This window comes from Pseudomonas sp. B329 (assembly GCF_023127835.1).
In the GTDB taxonomy this organism is placed as follows: Bacteria; Pseudomonadota; Gammaproteobacteria; order Pseudomonadales; family Pseudomonadaceae; genus Aquipseudomonas; species Aquipseudomonas synxantha_A.
The window spans coordinates 244905-262129 of sequence record NZ_SPKP01000052.1 but is presented as its reverse complement, the minus strand read 5'-3'; the positions used below and the strand labels follow the sequence as shown (position 1 = coordinate 262129).

14 protein-coding genes are annotated in these 17225 nt (G+C 62.1%); 11 read left to right on the top strand and 3 right to left on the bottom strand.

The window, feature by feature from the left end:
* Positions 1-6 precede the first annotated feature (6 nt).
* From tssK to tagH, 3 genes are read right to left on the bottom strand one after another with little or no spacing between them, the layout of a single operon-like run.
* On the bottom strand, positions 7-1341 hold the full coding sequence (gene tssK, locus E4P00_RS23170; protein ID WP_005792507.1) for a type VI secretion system baseplate subunit TssK: 1335 nt from the start codon (positions 1339-1341) through the stop codon (positions 7-9).
* An 18-nt stretch (positions 1342-1359) separates the two neighbouring features.
* Positions 1360-1869 carry a type VI secretion system lipoprotein TssJ gene (gene tssJ / locus E4P00_RS23165; RefSeq protein WP_005792508.1) on the bottom strand — a complete coding sequence of 170 codons (510 nt, stop codon included), beginning with the start codon at positions 1867-1869 and terminating at the stop codon, positions 1360-1362.
* A 56-nt stretch (positions 1870-1925) separates the two neighbouring features.
* Positions 1926-3272 (bottom strand): type VI secretion system-associated FHA domain protein TagH, encoded by a 1347-nt coding sequence (gene tagH / locus E4P00_RS23160; RefSeq protein WP_032878694.1) that lies wholly within the window; start codon positions 3270-3272, stop codon positions 1926-1928.
* A 393-nt stretch (positions 3273-3665) separates the two neighbouring features.
* Between tagH and tssA the strand changes: the two genes are divergently transcribed.
* The 11 genes from tssA to E4P00_RS23105 all read left to right on the top strand — a co-directional run.
* Entirely contained in the window at positions 3666-4685 is a 1020-nt protein-coding gene (tssA, locus tag E4P00_RS23155) for a type VI secretion system protein TssA (RefSeq protein WP_032878693.1), read from the top strand.
* Positions 4686-4739: 54 nt separating this feature from the next.
* Positions 4740-5246: a type VI secretion system contractile sheath small subunit gene (tssB, locus tag E4P00_RS23150; RefSeq protein ID WP_003195557.1), complete on the top strand. Its 507-nt coding sequence runs from the start codon at positions 4740-4742 to the stop codon at positions 5244-5246.
* A 2-nt stretch (positions 5247-5248) separates the two neighbouring features.
* Positions 5249-6745: a type VI secretion system contractile sheath large subunit gene (gene tssC, locus E4P00_RS23145; RefSeq protein ID WP_005792511.1), complete on the top strand. Its 1497-nt coding sequence runs from the start codon at positions 5249-5251 to the stop codon at positions 6743-6745.
* A gap of 171 nt (positions 6746-6916) precedes the next feature.
* Positions 6917-7405, top strand: a complete 489-nt coding sequence (locus E4P00_RS23140; protein WP_005792512.1) for a type VI secretion system tube protein Hcp — start codon at positions 6917-6919, stop codon at positions 7403-7405.
* A 78-nt stretch (positions 7406-7483) separates the two neighbouring features.
* Positions 7484-7999 (top strand): type VI secretion system baseplate subunit TssE, encoded by a 516-nt coding sequence (gene tssE, locus E4P00_RS23135; RefSeq protein WP_005792513.1) that lies wholly within the window; start codon positions 7484-7486, stop codon positions 7997-7999.
* Positions 7996-9855 (top strand): type VI secretion system baseplate subunit TssF, encoded by a 1860-nt coding sequence (tssF, locus tag E4P00_RS23130; protein ID WP_148853787.1) that lies wholly within the window; start codon positions 7996-7998, stop codon positions 9853-9855. The genes tssE and tssF overlap by 4 nt, the downstream gene beginning before the upstream one ends.
* A complete protein-coding gene (tssG, locus tag E4P00_RS23125; protein ID WP_216090489.1) occupies positions 9819-10862 on the top strand; it encodes a type VI secretion system baseplate subunit TssG in 1044 nt (347 codons plus the stop codon). The genes tssF and tssG overlap by 37 nt, the downstream gene beginning before the upstream one ends.
* Complete coding sequence (gene tssH, locus E4P00_RS23120; protein ID WP_248133143.1) at positions 10855-13509, top strand: type VI secretion system ATPase TssH; 2655 nt, start codon at positions 10855-10857, stop codon at positions 13507-13509. Before tssG ends, tssH begins: the two co-directional genes overlap by 8 nt.
* A 156-nt stretch (positions 13510-13665) precedes the next feature.
* Entirely contained in the window at positions 13666-15612 is a 1947-nt protein-coding gene (locus E4P00_RS23115) for a type VI secretion system Vgr family protein (RefSeq protein WP_248133142.1), read from the top strand.
* Between the two features lie 15 nt (positions 15613-15627).
* On the top strand, positions 15628-16062 hold the full coding sequence (locus E4P00_RS23110) for a DcrB-related protein (protein ID WP_248133141.1): 435 nt from the start codon (positions 15628-15630) through the stop codon (positions 16060-16062).
* A gap of 14 nt (positions 16063-16076) precedes the next feature.
* On the top strand, positions 16077-17225 hold a 1149-nt coding region (locus E4P00_RS23105; RefSeq protein WP_248133140.1), incomplete at its 3' end, for a DUF6531 domain-containing protein.

Sequence of the window (17225 nt, the reverse complement as noted above, 5' to 3'; positions counted from 1 at the left end):
CGCGGATTATCCTCGGATCGCCCAGAAGGCCAGGTTCAAACCCGGGAACTGCCCGGCGATATGGAACGCAAAGCCGCCGGAATTGCTCAACTGCTGCCAGTGCTCGCTGCCTCGGTCCAGCTCGTAGTAGGTACTACCGGCGTGGTACGGCAATTGGCGCGGCGCCACCGGTAACGGCAGCAAGCCAATGCCTGGCAGTTGCAGGTTGACCATGTCGCGAATGTGCTCCACCGAACCGACTTTGCTCTGCTGGCCAAAGCGTGCGCGCAGGGTTTCGCCGGGCACATCGGCACGCACCACGAGGATGAAACTGGCGTTGTCGAGCAGGGTCTTGTCGGCCAGCATCGCCACGTGGATACCGTAGGCCTTCTCCACAATCGGGATCGGCGTGGCCTTGCTGTCGATCAGCATCGACAGCGCTTCACGCAGGGCCGCCATCACCGGAGTGAAGCTCAGCGCCAAGTCATCGTGCTGGTATTGCGGGTATTCCTGCGGGCGGCGACCTGAAGTGGAGAAGGTCGAAAACTCACCGGCCAGGCTCACCAGTTCGCTGAAGAAGCGCTCCGGGTGCAGCGGGCTCAACTGGCTCAAATGCTGGATCAGCGGCTGGGCGCGATTGACCAGCTGCAGGAGCATGAAGTCGGCAATCTCCGAAGCGCCGCCAGCGCCGGAGGCCACCACGCGCCCCGCCAGGGCTTCGCCACGCTGGTGCAGCAGGCCGAGCAGTTCACTGCGAAACGCAGTCAGCGGTTTGCTTGCGGTCACATTCAGCACCGGCGGGATGTAGGTGTCGTCGAGCACCAGTGCACGGTCGGCGCGTTTTTCCTTGATGCGTACCAGGCCAATGGCGGCATAGTCGCTGATGCCGTCCTGCGCCGTCAGCAGGCGCAATGCCCGCGACCCCACGGCTACCGGGGCGCGGTTTTCGAACGGCGCGTTGTCGTCACGCACTTCACGCACCTGGCTGACATAACGCGCAGCTTCCAGGGCTTCACCTTCCTCAACCGTGTCACGCGCACCGGCACGCTTGAGCGGCAGGGCCAGGTACACCAAGCCGTCGCGCAGGTTGTCGTCGATACTCAACGGGCTCGGCGCCAGGTCATCCTGGGGGATATTGAAGGGCGTGCCATCGGGCAACAGGCCGCGGGCCGATACGATCGCCAGCTTGCCCTGGGCCAGCAGGCCCTGGTCGATCAGCAACTCGGAAAAACCCCAGGCCCCTGCCGACAACGGACGGCTGCGCGCGTCGATCAGGTTTTCCAGGTAACGGTCATGCTGCTGGAAGTGCTGCGTTGCGATGAACATGCCTTCCGACCAGACCACGCGATTGTTCCAGGACATGGGGGCTCCGATTGCTTGTTATTGGGCTGGGCTGGAGGGGGAAACCACGACGTCGGCGCGCACGGCACGCACATCGAGGCTGATCTGGTATTCGCTGGATTGGCGCGGCGCTACGTTGATCACGGCGCGCCATTGCGCGCGGTCCAACTCGCGATAGCCCACCAGCACGCCGATCTGGCGCGTGGCCGGGTTGAGGTCGCGCTGAATGCTCAGTTGCTGGCCGGGTTGCACCACCACTTCATCCTGGTCCAGCAGGTCGAGGCCGAGGGTGGATTGCGCACGGTCAGCCAGGGCGAAGTAATCGGAGCGGGAAAAGGTCGCAGCGTTTTTCAGTTCGAAAATACGCACCCGCACCGGCGCAGCCTGGCCATTGGCGCCGGGGTTGAGCCCGGCGATCGCGTGGAAATGCAACTCGACGGCGGCGCTGTTGGCTTGCGTGTCGGCCGCCGCTTCGGGTTTGGCCGCGTCGTTTGCACACGCGGTCAGCAGCAGCGCGGTAGCGGCTGCGAGTAAAAACCTGGGAATCATCCTGCGTCCTCAATGACGTGTTTAGCTATCCGTTTTATCCATAAGTGCGACGCGCTTTAGCGTCGCTGTCGTGCGCTGTGCTCTTCGTAGGCCCGGCTGAATTCGCGACCGAACAGGTCCTGGAAATCCTCCTGGGCCTCGCGCGAAATGTTGCTGTAGAGCTCGGTAAACTGCTGCCAGTACTGGGCCTGGCGCGAGCCGTTGAAAATGCTCGAAAGGCCACCGGGCTTGCCCATGCGTTCCTCCAACTGCGCCGGTTCAAAGCGCGCGAGCAGGTGTTTGATCGCCGCTTCCACGCCAGCCATCACGGCCAACTGGTGGGCGCGCAGGTCATCGAAACTGTCCCGTACCGCGATGTCCGGCGCCATAAACGCCTGGTTGCCATGACGAAGCAGCAGCAGTAACGCTTCGTCGGCATTTGGAGCGAATTTCAACGGGTTGTTTTCAGCGGGGCGGATCATCGTCTGCTGCATACGGAACTCGCCCTTGAGGCTGGCCCGGGCGCGCAATACGTCGATCAGGCCCTCGACCATCAGCCGGTAGCTGCGGCCGATGCTTTCCATCTGGGCGCTGGCGTCGGCCTGGTCCAGCCGCAACTGGTCGAGACCGGCGCCACGCAGGAAGGCTTGCAAGAGGTCGCTAGGTTGCGCAGTGTCGGCCACGGCAAGTGCAACCGGCTCGACCACAGGCGGCGGAGCAATCGGTGCTGGGGCAATCGGCGTCGGTGCAGGCGCGGCATTGGCGACCGGCGCGGGCGCAGGCGCGTCGCCAAACAGGTCCCAGTCTTCAGGAATGACAGCGCCTTGCACCACCGGTTTCTCGACTACCGGTACAGCAACCGGAGCCGGCGGGCGGAAATCGTGTTGTTCGGATGGCACATGGTCCGCCACAGTGGGCGGCGGCACGGCGGTGGGGCTGAGGAAGTCGAACAGGTCTGGCAGGGTTTCCATCGACGAGGCGCCGTGGAATTGCGGTGCGATCATCGGCGTAGGCGCAGGCGGACTCGCCACAGCGCCCATCAGCGCTTCGAAGCTGTTTGGCGACTCACCGGCAAACGGTTGGCTGTCGACGGCTTGCACGTTGAAGTCGATGCGCGCCTGGATTTCGTAATCGCCGATGCGGATCAACTCGCCATCTTGCAGCGGCTCGCTGTTACCCCGGCGCATACGAATACCGGCCTTGACCAACTCCACACCATTGGTGCTGTTATCGGTTAAGTAATAACGGCCATCTTTGTATTGAATAACGCAATGCTGGGAGGAGACGAGACGCTCAGGATCAGGCAATACCCAGTCATTATCTGAACTGCGACCAATAGCTATCCTGCCCTGATCCATGGACTTTTCAGCGCATTGCCCTGGGGTAATCTTGTGATAACTAGTGATAGTCAAACACAGCGACATCTTGCCTCCTTGCTGATGCATCGCGCGCGGTCTACCCAACGGGCCACGCTTCCCTGAAGATTTGCCCGCGGTCGCGAAAACGACCGCCAAAATCTGCTTTTACCAGCATGATCGCTGATCTTAACTGGCTTGCATGACAAAAATCCTCCATGGGCGCGCCTTTCGACCCGCCAGTCGCACAGGTTGTTAAACACCGCACATCTGTCACAGAGGGCGAATAGCTTACCTTGACAAGGCATAACTACTACACCAAAAATGCACAACTTCTTGAACATCAGTGATGGCGCAGTAGTGGCACTCTGATTGTATGACCAAGAAAACATGCACAGTTCATTGCGCAACTAATGCATGCGTTGCCCGCCTTCCAGCGGGCTGATAAGGAGATCGAACTCAGTGGATGTGCCGTTGCTGCTCACCGCCGTTTCTGCAACTTCGCCCTGTGGCGAAGACATGGAATATGACGCGCAATTTCTGCAATTGGAACGTGATGCCAAGGGCCAGCCCGAGCGCAGCATGGGCGACTCGATCCTGCCCGCCGAGCCGCCGGAGTGGCGCAGCATCCAGCAGCAGAGCCTCGACCTGTTGCAGCGCAGCAAAGACCTGCGCATCACTCATTTCCTGCTGCAAAGTTCCCTCGCCTTGCAGGGCGTGGCCGGGCTGGCTGAAGTCCTTGTCCTGATCAACGCCTTGCTGCGCGAATACTGGGCCGACGTGCATCCGCGCCTGGATGCCGACGACGACAACGACCCCACCGTGCGCATCAACGCCCTGACCGGCCTGACCTGCGACACCAATATTCGCCTGTTGCGCGAAAGCATCCTGACACGCTCACGCACCTTCGGGCCCGTGAGCCTGCGCGCCGCGCTCAACGCCAGCGGCCTGCAGAGTTTTGCCGATGAGCAACTGGGCAACCAGCAGCTCAACGCTGCATTCCTCGACAGCGACCCCGAGCTGCTGCAAGCCACCCGCGACGCGTTGATCGCAGCGCGTACGGCCTGCGAAGCCATCGAGCAACAGGTCAATGACCAGGTCGGTTCCGCCCAGGGCGTGGACCTCAGCGCCTTGAAGCAGCCGCTCAAGCAGGCCCTGCAAATACTCAATCAAGCGGTGCCCGGCACCGACAGCAGCAGCGAACCCGAGGCCGTCAGTGAAGACAATGCCCCCTCGGTCGATTTCGCCGCCGCACCCGCAGCCCCGCGCCCGACGGGCGACATCGCTACTCGCGATGACGTGTTGCGCAGCCTCGACAAGATCCTTGCGTACTACACCCGACACGAGCCTTCGAGCCCGCTGCCGGTGTTGTTGAACCGAGCGAAAAATCTGGTGCACGCCGACTTCGCGGCCATCGTGCGCAATCTGATTCCCGACGGCATGTCCCAATTTGAAAACCTGCGCGGCCCGGACAGCGAGTAAGCCGCCGGACCGTGCAGTAACAACACCGTCGCTCAAGCGACCAGGAGCAGCAACGTGGCGAAGCAAAGTTCTCAGAAATTCATCGCGCGCAACCGTGCGCCTCGAGTGCAGATCGAGTACGACGTCGAGCTCTACGGCGCCGAGAAAAAGGTCCAGCTGCCCTTCGTAATGGGTGTGATGGCCGACCTCGCCGGCAAGCCCGCCGAGCCGCTGGCACCCGTGGCCGACCGCAAGTTCCTTGAAGTGGACGTCGACAACTTCGACTCACGCCTCAAGGCCATGCAGCCACGCGTGGCGTTCCACGTACCCAACGAGCTGACCGGCGAAGGCAACCTGAGCCTGGATATCACCTTCGAAAGCATGGACGACTTCAGCCCGGCCGCCGTGGCGCGCAAGGTTGACTCGCTGAACCAGTTGCTCGAAGCCCGCACTCAGTTGGCCAACCTGCTGACCTACATGGACGGCAAGACCGGCGCTGAAGAAATCATCATGAAGGCGATCAAGGACCCGGCACTGCTTCAGGCACTTGCCAGCGCGCCCAAGCCTGCAGGGGAGCAGTAATCATGACTGACAATACCGCCCGCGAAGGCAGCCAGATCCTGGGTGCCACCGAAGAAGCCAGCGAGTTCGCCAACCTGCTGCTGCAAGAATTCAAACCCAAGACCGAGCGTGCCCGCGAAGCCGTGGAAACCGCGGTGCGCACCCTGGCTGAACAAGCCCTGGCGCAAACCGACTTGGTGTCCAACGATGCGATCAAGTCGATCGAATCGATCATCGCCGCCATCGACGCCAAGCTCACTGCCCAAGTCAACCAGATCATCCACCACCAGGATTTCCAACAGTTGGAAAGCGCCTGGCGTGGCCTGCACTATCTGGTCAACAACACCGAGAGCGATGAGCAACTGAAGATTCGCGTGCTCAACATTTCCAAGCCGGAGCTGCACAAGACCCTGAAGAAATTCAAGGGCACCGCGTGGGACCAGAGCCCGATCTTCAAGAAGATGTACGAAGAAGAATACGGCCAGTTCGGCGGCGAACCCTACGGCTGCCTGGTGGGCGATTACTACTTCGACCAGTCGCCACCCGACGTGGAACTGCTGGGCGAGCTGTCGAAAGTCTGCGCCGCCATGCACTCGCCGTTCATCGCGGCCGCATCGCCAACCGTGATGGGCATGGGCTCCTGGCAGGAACTGTCGAACCCACGCGACCTGACCAAGATTTTCACCACCCCGGAATACGCCGGCTGGCGCTCGCTGCGTGAATCGGAAGACTCGCGCTACATCGGCCTGACCATGCCGCGCTTCCTGGCGCGCCTGCCGTATGGCGCCAAGACCGACCCAGTGGAAGCCTTCGCCTTCGAAGAAAACACCGACGGCGCCGACAGCTCCAAGTACACCTGGGCCAACGCCGCCTACGCGATGGCGGTGAACATCAACCGTTCGTTCAAGCACTACGGCTGGTGCTCGCGCATCCGTGGTATCGAGTCTGGCGGTGAAGTGGAAAACCTGCCGGCCCACACCTTCCCTACCGATGACGGTGGTGTGGACATGAAGTGCCCGACCGAAATCGCTATCAGCGACCGCCGTGAAGCGGAACTGGCGAAGAACGGTTTCATGCCGCTGCTGCACAAGAAAAACACCGACTTTGCCGCGTTCATCGGCGCACAGTCGTTGCAGAAACCGGCCGAATACGACGATCCGGACGCCACCGCCAACGCCAACCTGGCCGCGCGCCTGCCGTACCTGTTCGCCACCTGCCGTTTCGCCCACTACTTGAAGTGCATCGTGCGCGACAAGGTCGGCTCCTTCAAAGAGAAGGACGAGATGCAGCGCTGGTTGCAGGACTGGATCCTCAACTACGTCGACGGCGACCCTGCGCACTCCACCGAAACCACCAAGGCCCAGCACCCATTGGCGGCTGCCGAAGTGATCGTGGAAGAAGTCGAAGGCAACCCGGGGTATTACAACTCCAAGTTCTACCTGCGCCCGCACTACCAGCTTGAAGGGCTGACGGTGTCGTTGCGACTGGTATCGAAGCTGCCTTCTGCCAAGAGCGCATAAGTAACTGTTGAACCGGTTCTTCTGTGGGAGCCGGGCTTGCCCGCGATGCAGGCGACGCGGTCTGCCAGCCAGACCGCGGTGATGCTATCGCAGGCAAGCCAGCCCCCCAGAAAAGCACTGCCCCATTGGCGGTAACCCAATATCGTGGCTGAGACCACACAGGGAGAAAACATGGCTGTTGATATTTTCATCAAGATCGGCGACATCAAGGGCGAGTCCATGGACAAGGCCCACAAGGACGAAATCGACGTATTGAACTGGAGCTGGGGCATGGCCCAGTCCGGCAACATGCACGTTGGCGGTGGCGGCGGTGCGGGCAAGGTGAATATCCAGGACCTGTCGCTGACCAAGTACGTCGACAAGGCTTCGCCCAACCTGATGATGCACTGCGCCAGCGGCAAGCACATCGACAAGGTCAAGCTGACCGTGCGCAAGGCCGGTGGCGAAAGCCAGGTCGAGTACATGGTGATCAACCTGGAAGAAGTGCTGGTCACCTCCCTGAGCACCGGCGGCTCGGGCACCGATGATCGCCTGACCGAGAACGTGACCCTGAACTTCGCCCAAGTGATGGTCGACTACCAGCCGCAGAAAGCCGACGGCACCAAAGACGGCGGCGCGATCAAGTTTGGCTGGAACATCCGTTCCAACACCAAGCGCTGATAGCCCCTGTGGCCGTGACCCCGCGCCACGGCCACAGGCATCTTGTCTCTCTCGCAACCCGTCCGTGGAGCTGCTTTGGTGGTAACTGAAATCGCTTCCCGCGACCGTCTGCAACCGTCCCTGCTGGACCGGCTGACCGACGACGACCCGACCAATCCCAAGGAAAGCGCCGACAAACGCGTGCTATCCCTGACCCAATTGAAAGCCTCGGTACTGCGTGACCTGGCGTGGCTGCTCAACACCACCTCGTTACTTGATGCCGATGCGACGCTGCACACCCCGGCCGGTACCTCGGTGGTCAATTACGGCCTGCCGGCACTGGCGGGCAACAGCGTTTCCAGCGTCGACATCAAGGCCCTGGAAGCCCTGATCTACCAGGCCATCGCCACCTTCGAGCCACGCATCCTGCGCCACACCCTGCGGGTCAAAGCCCGTGTCGGCCATGGCGAGATGAACCACAACGCCCTGAGTTTCGAGATCGAAGGTGACCTGTGGGCGCAGCCAGTGCCGTTGCGCCTGCTGCTGCAAACCGACCTGGACCTGGAGTCCGGCCACGTACGCGTGGTCAATGCCGACCAGCGGAGACGCCCATGAATCCGCGCCTGCTGGAGCTGTACAACCAGGAACTGCACCACGTGCGCGAAAGCGCCGCCGAGTTCGCCAAGGAATACCCGAAGATCGCCAGTCGGCTGACCCTGTCCGGTATGGACTGCGCCGACCCCTACGTCGAACGCTTGCTTGAAGGCTTTGCCTACCTCACGGCCCGGGTGCAGCTCAAGCTCGACGCCGAGTACCCGACCTTCACCCACAACCTGCTGGAAATCGCCTACCCGCACTACCTGGCGCCCACCCCGTCGATGACCGTGGTGCAATTGCAGACCGACCCGGATGAAGGCTCCCTGGCCAGCGGTTTCCCCCTGCCCCGCGACACGGTATTGCGCGCCGCCCTGGGCCGCGAAACCCAGACCTGCTGCGAGTACCGCACCGCACATCCGGTGACGCTGTGGCCCTTGCAGGTCAGTCACGCCGAATACTTCGGCAACCCCGCCGCCGTGCTCGGTCGCCTGGCCGCCAGCGAGCCGAAAGCCAAGGCGGGGTTGCGCCTGACCTTGCGCACCGGCGCCGAATTGCCGTTCAGCAGCCTTGAGCTGGATAACCTGCCGCTGTACCTCAGTGGTGCCGACGAGCAACCATTCCGCCTCTACGAACAACTGCTGGGCAATGCCTGCGCGGTGTTTGCACGCAAACCCGGCGGCGATTGGGTTGAGCGTTTGCCCCAAGACGCGTTGCGCTCCCGTGGGTTTGACGATGCCGACGCGGCGATGCCGGTAGTGGCGCGGGCGTTCCAGGGCTACCGGTTGTTGCAGGAATACTTCGCCCTGCCCCACCGCTTCCTGTTCGTCGAGTTCGCCGAGCTGGGCCGGGCGGTCAAGCGTTGCGACGGCCAGGAGCTGGAACTGATCGTGCTGTTCGACCGCCACGAACCGAGCCTGGAAGGCAGCGTTGGCGCAGCGCAGTTTTTGCCCTTCTGCACCCCCGCGATCAACCTGTTCCCAAAACGTGTAGACCGCATCCACTTGTCTGACCGGGTCAACGAACACCACGTGATCGCCGACCGCACGCGGCCGATGGATTTCGAGATTCACTCCTTGAGCGGCATCACCGGCCACGGCACCGGGCCGGAGCAGCCGTTTTTACCCTTCTATGCGGTGCGTGATCCGTCGCGTTATGGCCGTGACCAGGCTTACTACACGGTGCGCCGCGAGCCACGCGTGCTGTCCAGCGACCAGCGCCGCAACGGTCCGCGCTCCACCTACGTGGGCAGCGAAACCTTCGTCAGCCTGGTGGACAGCCGCCAGGCGCCTTACGGCCATGACTTGCGCCAGTTGGGCGTCACGGCGCTGTGCACCAACCGCGACTTGCCGCTGTTCATGAGCGTGGGCAATGGCAAGACCGATTTCACCCTGGCCGACAGCGCCCCGGTGCTTTCTGTGCGTTGCGTCGCAGGCCCCAGCCGCCCACGTGCCAGCCATGCCCATGATGCCAAGGCCTGGCGCCTGATCAGCCAGCTGTCGCTCAATTACCTGTCTTTGAGCGAACAGGGCCAAGGTGCCGGCGCCCTGCGTGAGTTATTGCGCCTGTACGGCGACAGCAACGACGCCGCCCTGCAATTGCAGATCGAAGGCTTGCGCGAAGTCAGCAGCAAGGCGGTGACCCGGCGCCTGCCGATGCCCGGCCCGATCGTGTTTGGCCGCGGCCTGGAAATCACCCTGCAATTCGATGAAAACGCGTTTCGCGGTACCGGCGTGTTCCTGCTCGGTGCAGTGCTGGAGCGCTTCCTGGCACGTTATGTGTCGATCAACAGTTTTACCGAGACGGTGATCCGTACCACCGAACGCGGCGAGATCATGCGATGGAAAGCCAAGCCCGGACGGCGTCCGACCCTGTGAGTACCCTGGATGCGATGCATCAGGAGCCCTGGGAATATGACTTCTTCCAGGCGCTGCGACGTATCGAGTGCGAATCGCCGGACCTGCCGCGCCTGGGCCATTCCCTGCGCCTGGCGGATGATCCCTTGCGCCTCGGGCAACAGGCCGATTGCACCTTCGCGCCGGCGACGCTGGCGTCGGTCGACCCCGGCGGCGACGGCAAGCCGGCGCGGCTGGAGCAGTTCTTCTTCGGTCTCGGCGGCCCCAACGGCCCGCTGCCGCTGCATATCACCGAGTACGTGCGCGAGCGTCAGCGCAATAACGCCGACAGCACCAGCAAGCAGTTCCTGGATGTGTTCCACCATCGCTTGCTGACGCTGTTCTACCGAGCCTGGGCCGAGGCACGTCCGACGGTCAGCCACGACCGGCCGGACGATGACTACTGGTCCGCCCGCCTCGCCGCCCTGAGTGGTCGCGGGATGCCGAGCCTGCTCAATCAAGGGCTCATCCCCGATACCGCAAAGCTGCATTACAGCGGCCATCTGTCGGCGCAAACCCGCTACCCGGATGGCTTGAAAGCGATCCTCAGCGAGTATTTCGGCCTGCCGGTAGAGATCGAAGAATACGTCGGCCAATGGCTGGAACTGCCCGAACGCAGCCGCGTGGGCGTCAGCGCCAACCAGTTGGGCGTGGACTTCTGCCTGGGCAGCCACGTGTGGGACCGCCAGCACAAATTCCGCATCCGCCTGGGCCCGCTCACGCTGGATGACTACATGGGCATGCTGCCCGGCCAACAGCCGTTCAACGAGCTGGTGGCGTGGGTGGCCGAGTACCTGGGCCATGAATTGGACTGGGACTTGAACCTGGTTTTGCAACAACCCGAAGTTCCGGCGCTGCAACTCAACGGCCAGTTCCGCCTGGGCTTCAATACCTGGCTCGGCCAACCTGCGCATGACGCCAACGACCTAATCCTGGCCCGGCATTACGCCGACCACGCCACCACCTCAAGGAATCCAGAGCATGGGTGAAATCAGTCGCGCCGCACTGTTCGGCAAACTCAACAGCGTGGCCTACAAGGCCATCGAAGCCGCCACCGTGTTCTGCAAATTACGGGGCAATCCGTATGTGGAACTGGCCCACTGGTTCCACCAGTTGCTGCAACTGCAGGACTCCGACCTGCACCGCATCATCCGCCAGTTCAACGTGGAGCCGGCACGCCTGGCCCGCGACCTCACCGAAGCCCTGGACCGCCTGCCGCGCGGCTCCACGTCGATCACCGACCTGTCCTCCCATGTGGAAGAGGCCGTAGAACGCGGCTGGGTGTATGGCAGCCTGATGTTCGGCGAAAGCCAGGTGCGCACCGGTTATCTGGTGCTGGGCATCTTGAAGACGCCGAGCCTGCGCCATGCGTTGCTGGGTTTGTCCGGCGAGTTCGACAAGATCAAGGCCGAGGCCTTGAGCGAACGTTTTGATGAATACGTCGGTGACTCGCCGGAAAACGCCTTGAGCGCCAGCGACGGCTTCAATGCCGGTGTGCCAGGCGAGGCCAGCGGCGCCATGGCGCCCAGCGCGATGGGCAAGCAGGAAGCGCTCAAGCGTTTCACTGTGGACCTGACCGAACAGGCCCGCAGCGGCAAGCTCGACCCAATCGTGGGCCGTGACGAGGAGATCCGCCAACTGGTGGACATCCTCATGCGTCGGCGCCAGAACAACCCGATCCTCACCGGTGAAGCCGGGGTGGGCAAGACCGCCGTGGTCGAAGGTTTCGCCCTGCGCATCGTCGCCGGTGACGTGCCGCCTGCGCTCAAGGATGTGGAGCTGCGCAGCCTTGACGTGGGCCTGCTGCAAGCCGGCGCCAGCATGAAGGGCGAGTTCGAACAGCGCCTGCGCCAGGTCATTGAAGACGTGCAGGCGTCGCCCAAGCCGATCATCCTGTTTATCGACGAAGCCCATACCCTGGTGGGTGCCGGTGGTGCGGCAGGCACTGGCGACGCGGCCAACCTGCTCAAGCCCGCCCTCGCCCGTGGCACCTTGCGTACCGTGGCCGCCACCACCTGGGCCGAGTACAAGAAGCACATCGAAAAAGACCCGGCGCTGACCCGCCGCTTCCAGGTGGTACAGGTTGCCGAGCCGTCGGAAGACAAGGCGCTGCTGATGATGCGCGGCGTGGCCTCGACCATGGAAAAACACCACCAGGTGCAGATCCTCGATGAAGCCCTGGAAGCCTCGGTGAAGCTGTCGCACCGCTACATCCCGGCGCGCCAGTTGCCGGACAAGTCCGTGAGCCTGCTGGACACCGCCTGCGCCCGTGTCGCCATCAGCCTGCACGCAGTGCCCGCCGAAGTGGACGACAGCCGTCGCCGCATCGAAGCGCTGGAAACCGAACTGCAAATCATCGCCCGCGAACAGGCCATCGGCATTGCCATTGGTACGCGCCAGAGCAACAGCGAAGCCCTGTTGAGCACCGAGCGCGAGCGCCTGGCGACCCTGGAAAACCGTTGGGCCGAAGAGAAAGCCCTGGTGGATGAACTGCTCGCCACCCGTGCCACCTTGCGCGAAAAGGCCGGCGTCGTAGATAGCGGCAGCGATGAACTCCGCACGCAACTGATCGACCTGCAACAGCGCCTCACCGCCCTGCAAGGCGAAACCCCGCTGATCCTGCCGACCGTGGATTACCAGGCCGTGGCCTCGGTGGTCGCCGACTGGACCGGCATCCCGGTGGGCCGCATGGCGCGCAACGAACTGGAGACCGTGCTCAACCTCGACCAGCACCTGAAAAAACGCATCATCGGCCAGGACCACGCCCTACAGATGATCGCCAAGCGCATCCAGACTTCCCGCGCCGGCCTCGACAACCCGAGCAAGCCGATTGGCGTGTTCATGCTGGCTGGCACCTCGGGTGTGGGCAAGACCGAAACCGCCCTGGCACTGGCCGAAGCCATGTACGGCGGCGAGCAGAACGTCATCACCATCAACATGAGCGAGTTCCAGGAAGCCCACACCGTGTCCACCCTCAAGGGCGCGCCACCGGGCTATATCGGCTACGGCGAAGGCGGCGTGCTGACCGAAGCGGTGCGGCGCAAGCCCTACAGCGTGGTGCTGTTGGACGAGGTGGAAAAAGCTCACCCGGACGTGCATGAGATCTTCTTCCAGGTGTTCGACAAGGGCGTGATGGAAGACGGCGAAGGCCGAGTGATCGACTTCAAGAATACCCTGATCCTGCTGACTACCAACGCCGGTACCGAGCTGATCTCCCACGTCTGCAAGGACCCGGCGAACATTCCCGAGCCGGAAGAAATCGCCAAGGCCCTGCGCCAGCCGTTGCTGGAGATTTTCCCACCGGCGCTGCTGGGACGTTTGGTGACCATTCCCTACTACCCGCTGAGCGACGAGATGCTCAAGGCGATCACGCGCCTGCAACTGAACCGCATCAAGAAGCGCGTGGAGAACACCCACAAAGTCGCCTTTGACTACGACGATGCGGTGGTCGATTTGATCGTCTCGCGCTGCACTGAAACCGAAAGCGGTGGGCGCATGATCGACACTATCCTCACCAACAGCCTGCTGCCGGACATGAGCCGTGAGTTCCTCACGCGCATGTTGGAAGGCAAGGCGCTGGCGGGGGGGCGGATCAGCAGCCGGGATAATGAATTGCACTACCAGTTCAACGATTGACCTGACGGAATGCGATAAAAATTGTGGGAGGGGGCTTGCTCCCGATAGCGGTGAATCAGTCACCCAATGCATAACTGACACACTGCTATCGGGAGCAAGCCCCCTCCCACATTGGATTCGGTTTCTTCAGTTATTACGACACTTACGGGTTAACCGATGCTATTCAACCAAGCCTCACGCCTGGCCAAGATCACCAGCCCTCTTGGGCCGGATGTGCTGTTGCTCAACGAAATGGGCGGCGGTGAAGAGTTAGGAAGGCTGTTCAACTATGAGCTGCAACTGACGTCCCTGGACGCCAACATCGACCTCAACCAGTTGCTCGGCAAGCCCATGAGCGTGGGCCTGCAACTGGCGGACGGTGGCGAGCGGCACTTTCACGGCATCGTCGCGCGTTGCAGCCAGAACATCGACCAGGGTCAGTTCGCCAGTTACCAGGTCACCCTGCGCCCATGGCTGTGGTTGCTCAGCCGCACCTCCGATTGCCGGATTTTCCAGAACCTGAGCATCCCGCAGATCATCAAGCAGGTGTTCCGCGACCTGGGTTTTTCCGATTTCGAAGACGCCCTGAGCCGACCGTATCGCGAGTGGGAATACTGCGTGCAGTACCGCGAGACCAGCTTCGATTTCGTCAGCCGCCTGATGGAACAAGAAGGCATCTACTACTTCTTTCGCCATGAACAGGATCGCCACGTGCTGGTGCTGGCCGACGCCTATGGCGCTCACACCAACGTGCCTGGCTATGCGTCGATCCCCTACTACCCCAAGGACGAGCAGCAGCGCGAACGCGACCATATGCACAATTGGCACCTGGCGCAGGAGGTGCAGCCGGGCTCGCTGGAGCTCAACGACTACGACTTCCAGCGCCCCAGCGCGAGCATCGACGTGCGCTCGGCCATGCCGCGCCCGCACACCGCCGGCGACTACCCGCTGTACGACTACCCCGGCACCTACGTGCAAAGCGCCGACGGCGAACACTATGCGCGCACCCGAATCGAAGCCCTGCAAACCCTGCATGAACAGATCGAGTTCAGCGGCAATGCGCGTGGCCTGGGCTCGGGCCATCTGTTCAGCCTCACCGGCTTCAGCCGCCAGGACCAGAACCGCGAGTACCTGATCGTCGGTTGCCGCTACTTCATCGTGCAGGAAAGCCTGGAAAGCGGTGGCGGCTCAGGCTCGGCGCAGTTTGAAAGCAGCCTGACCTGCATCGACGCCCAACAAAGTTTCCGCCCGCTGGCCAATACTCACCGCCCCATCGTCAAAGGCCCGCAGACCGCCTTGGTGGTAGGCCCCAAGGGCGAGGAAATCTGGACCGACCAGTACGGCCGCGTGAAGGTGCATTTCTATTGGGACCGCCACGACCAATCCAACGAAAACAGCTCGTGCTGGATTCGTGTGTCGCAATCCTGGGCCGGCAAGAACTGGGGCTCGATGCAGATTCCACGCATCGGCCAGGAAGTGATTGTCAGCTTCCTTGAAGGCGACCCGGACCGACCGATCATCACCGGTCGCGTCTACAACGCCGAGCAGACTGTGCCTTACGACCTACCGGAAAACGCCACCCAGAGCGGCATGAAAAGCCGCTCCAGCAAAGGCGGCACGCCGGCCAACTTCAATGAAATCCGCATGGAGGACAAGAAGGGTCTGGAGCAGTTGTATATCCATGCCGAGCGCAATCAGGACATCGTGGTGGAGGTGGATGAAAGCCACTCGGTGGGGCATGACCGCAACAAGAGTATTGGCCATAACGAGACGGTGACCATCGGCAGCAATCGTCTGCGGGTTGTGCGCAACAACGACACGGTGATCGTGGGTGGCGCCAAGTCCGACAGCGCCGCCACGCACTACACCATCGAGGCCGGCGAGAGTATTCGCCTGGTGTGCGGCGACAGTGTGATCGAGCTCAAGGCAGGCGGGGATATCAACCTGACCTGCGGCTCGTTCAACCTGTTTTCCACCGGCAGCAGCAAGATCCAGACAAAGGGCAAACTGGACATCAACCTGGGCAGTGACAAGGGCACATCGCCCGGCGCCCAGGGCGTGCAAGACACGATCAAGTCCGCCGTCGAATCAAAATTCCCCGGCAAGCCCGGCGCTGGTCAATAACGAGACTTCTTCACCATGAATTACCTGATCAACGAAGCCCAATTCACCCTGCCCGATGCCGAGGTACAGGACACCTCGATCAATATCCTCAGGTTCGCCAAGCTGGGCACTACCCTGGTGGTGAGCCGCAGCCCCTTGGCCGATGGCGAGAGCCTGCAAAGCAATTTCGAGGGCCAGCTGAAAAAGCTCGAGCAGCAGGTCAAGGATCTGCGCTATTCCCCCGCACAAGCGGTCAAGGTCGGTCCGGCGCAGGACATCGACGCGTTTGAAGTACAGAACCGTTTCAACAAAGGCAGCGACAACATTTACCAATATCAGCTGGCAATGCAGATACCCGGCACCCGCCAACTGATTGCACTGAGCTACGTCAAGACCCAGCCCCTGGGCTCTGCCGAGGCAGCTCATTGGGCGACACTCAAAAACACGCTCAATTTTACTGCTACGCCCTGAGTCGAGCCTGAGCGATGAGTGACGATCTTTGGGCTGCCCGCGAAGGCGACGCACTGCTGCACACCTCGGTGATGGCCGACATTCTCGGCGGTGTGCTGGAAGTGGCCGCCTATGCGGCGATCACTACTGTGGGCTGCCTGGCCGTTGCCGGGGCGGTGTTCCTTGCGACTGGTGCAACCATCGCCACCGGCGGTGTAGCCCTGGTGTTGGTGGTGGGCGCGGTCGTCGGTATTACCGCTGGCCTCACGGGGGCGGACTTGAAGATATCCAGTTGGTGCGAGTCCGCCGCCAACTGGGTGTTTCCGCCGGTGATTGATGCCTTCATCACCAGCGGTTCGCACAACGTGTTCATCAATGGCAAAAAGGCCGCCCGCGCCGCGGGCAAGATGACGGCTGTACCCGTCGCGCCCAGCGAGCCGGCAGCGCCGAGCTTCCTGGATATGGCCGGGGAGTTTTTCTCGCAGATGTGGCGCCCGACCGTCGCCTCGCCCGCCCCCGGCACCGAGCCGTGCCCGCTGGATACCGTGGCGTGCAACAAGCACCCGCCCATGCCCCTGCAGTTTATTGCCGAAGGTTCCAGCTCGGTGTTCATCAACGGGCAGCCTGCGGCACGCAGCGGGGATCGCAGTACCTGTGACGCCAAGATTGGAACGGCTGAGGGTCTGATTTCGCCGGATGTGCGCATTGGTGGCGAGACCATCGTGGTGCAGGAGATTCGTAGCGGCAAAACGCCGGGGGTGGGGCTGGCCATTGCCGTGGTGATGGCGTTGCGGGGCAACTTGAAATGTTTTTGGACCAAGTTGCCGTGTCTAGTGGGTGGCTTAGTATTCGGTGGCGCCGTCTCGTATGCGACCAGCAAGGTCACCTCTGCGCTCAAGAGCGCCATGAATGGCTCGCCCAATCCGGTGCACAGCGCGACAGGGGCCAAGGTCTTGGGCGAAGAGGAGGAGTTGGACTTTGTTCTGCCCGGCCTGCTCCCTATCGATTGGCAACGTTTCTACAACAGTCTCGATACACGTCGCAACGGCCTCTTCGGCGCAGGCTGGAGCGTCGACTATGAGGTGTCGGTCGAAATAGATGCCGACGAAAACCTGTTCTATATCGATGAGCAGGGACGGCGCCTGGAGATCGGTTATATCCCGTTGTCCGGTGGAGCGTTCGAT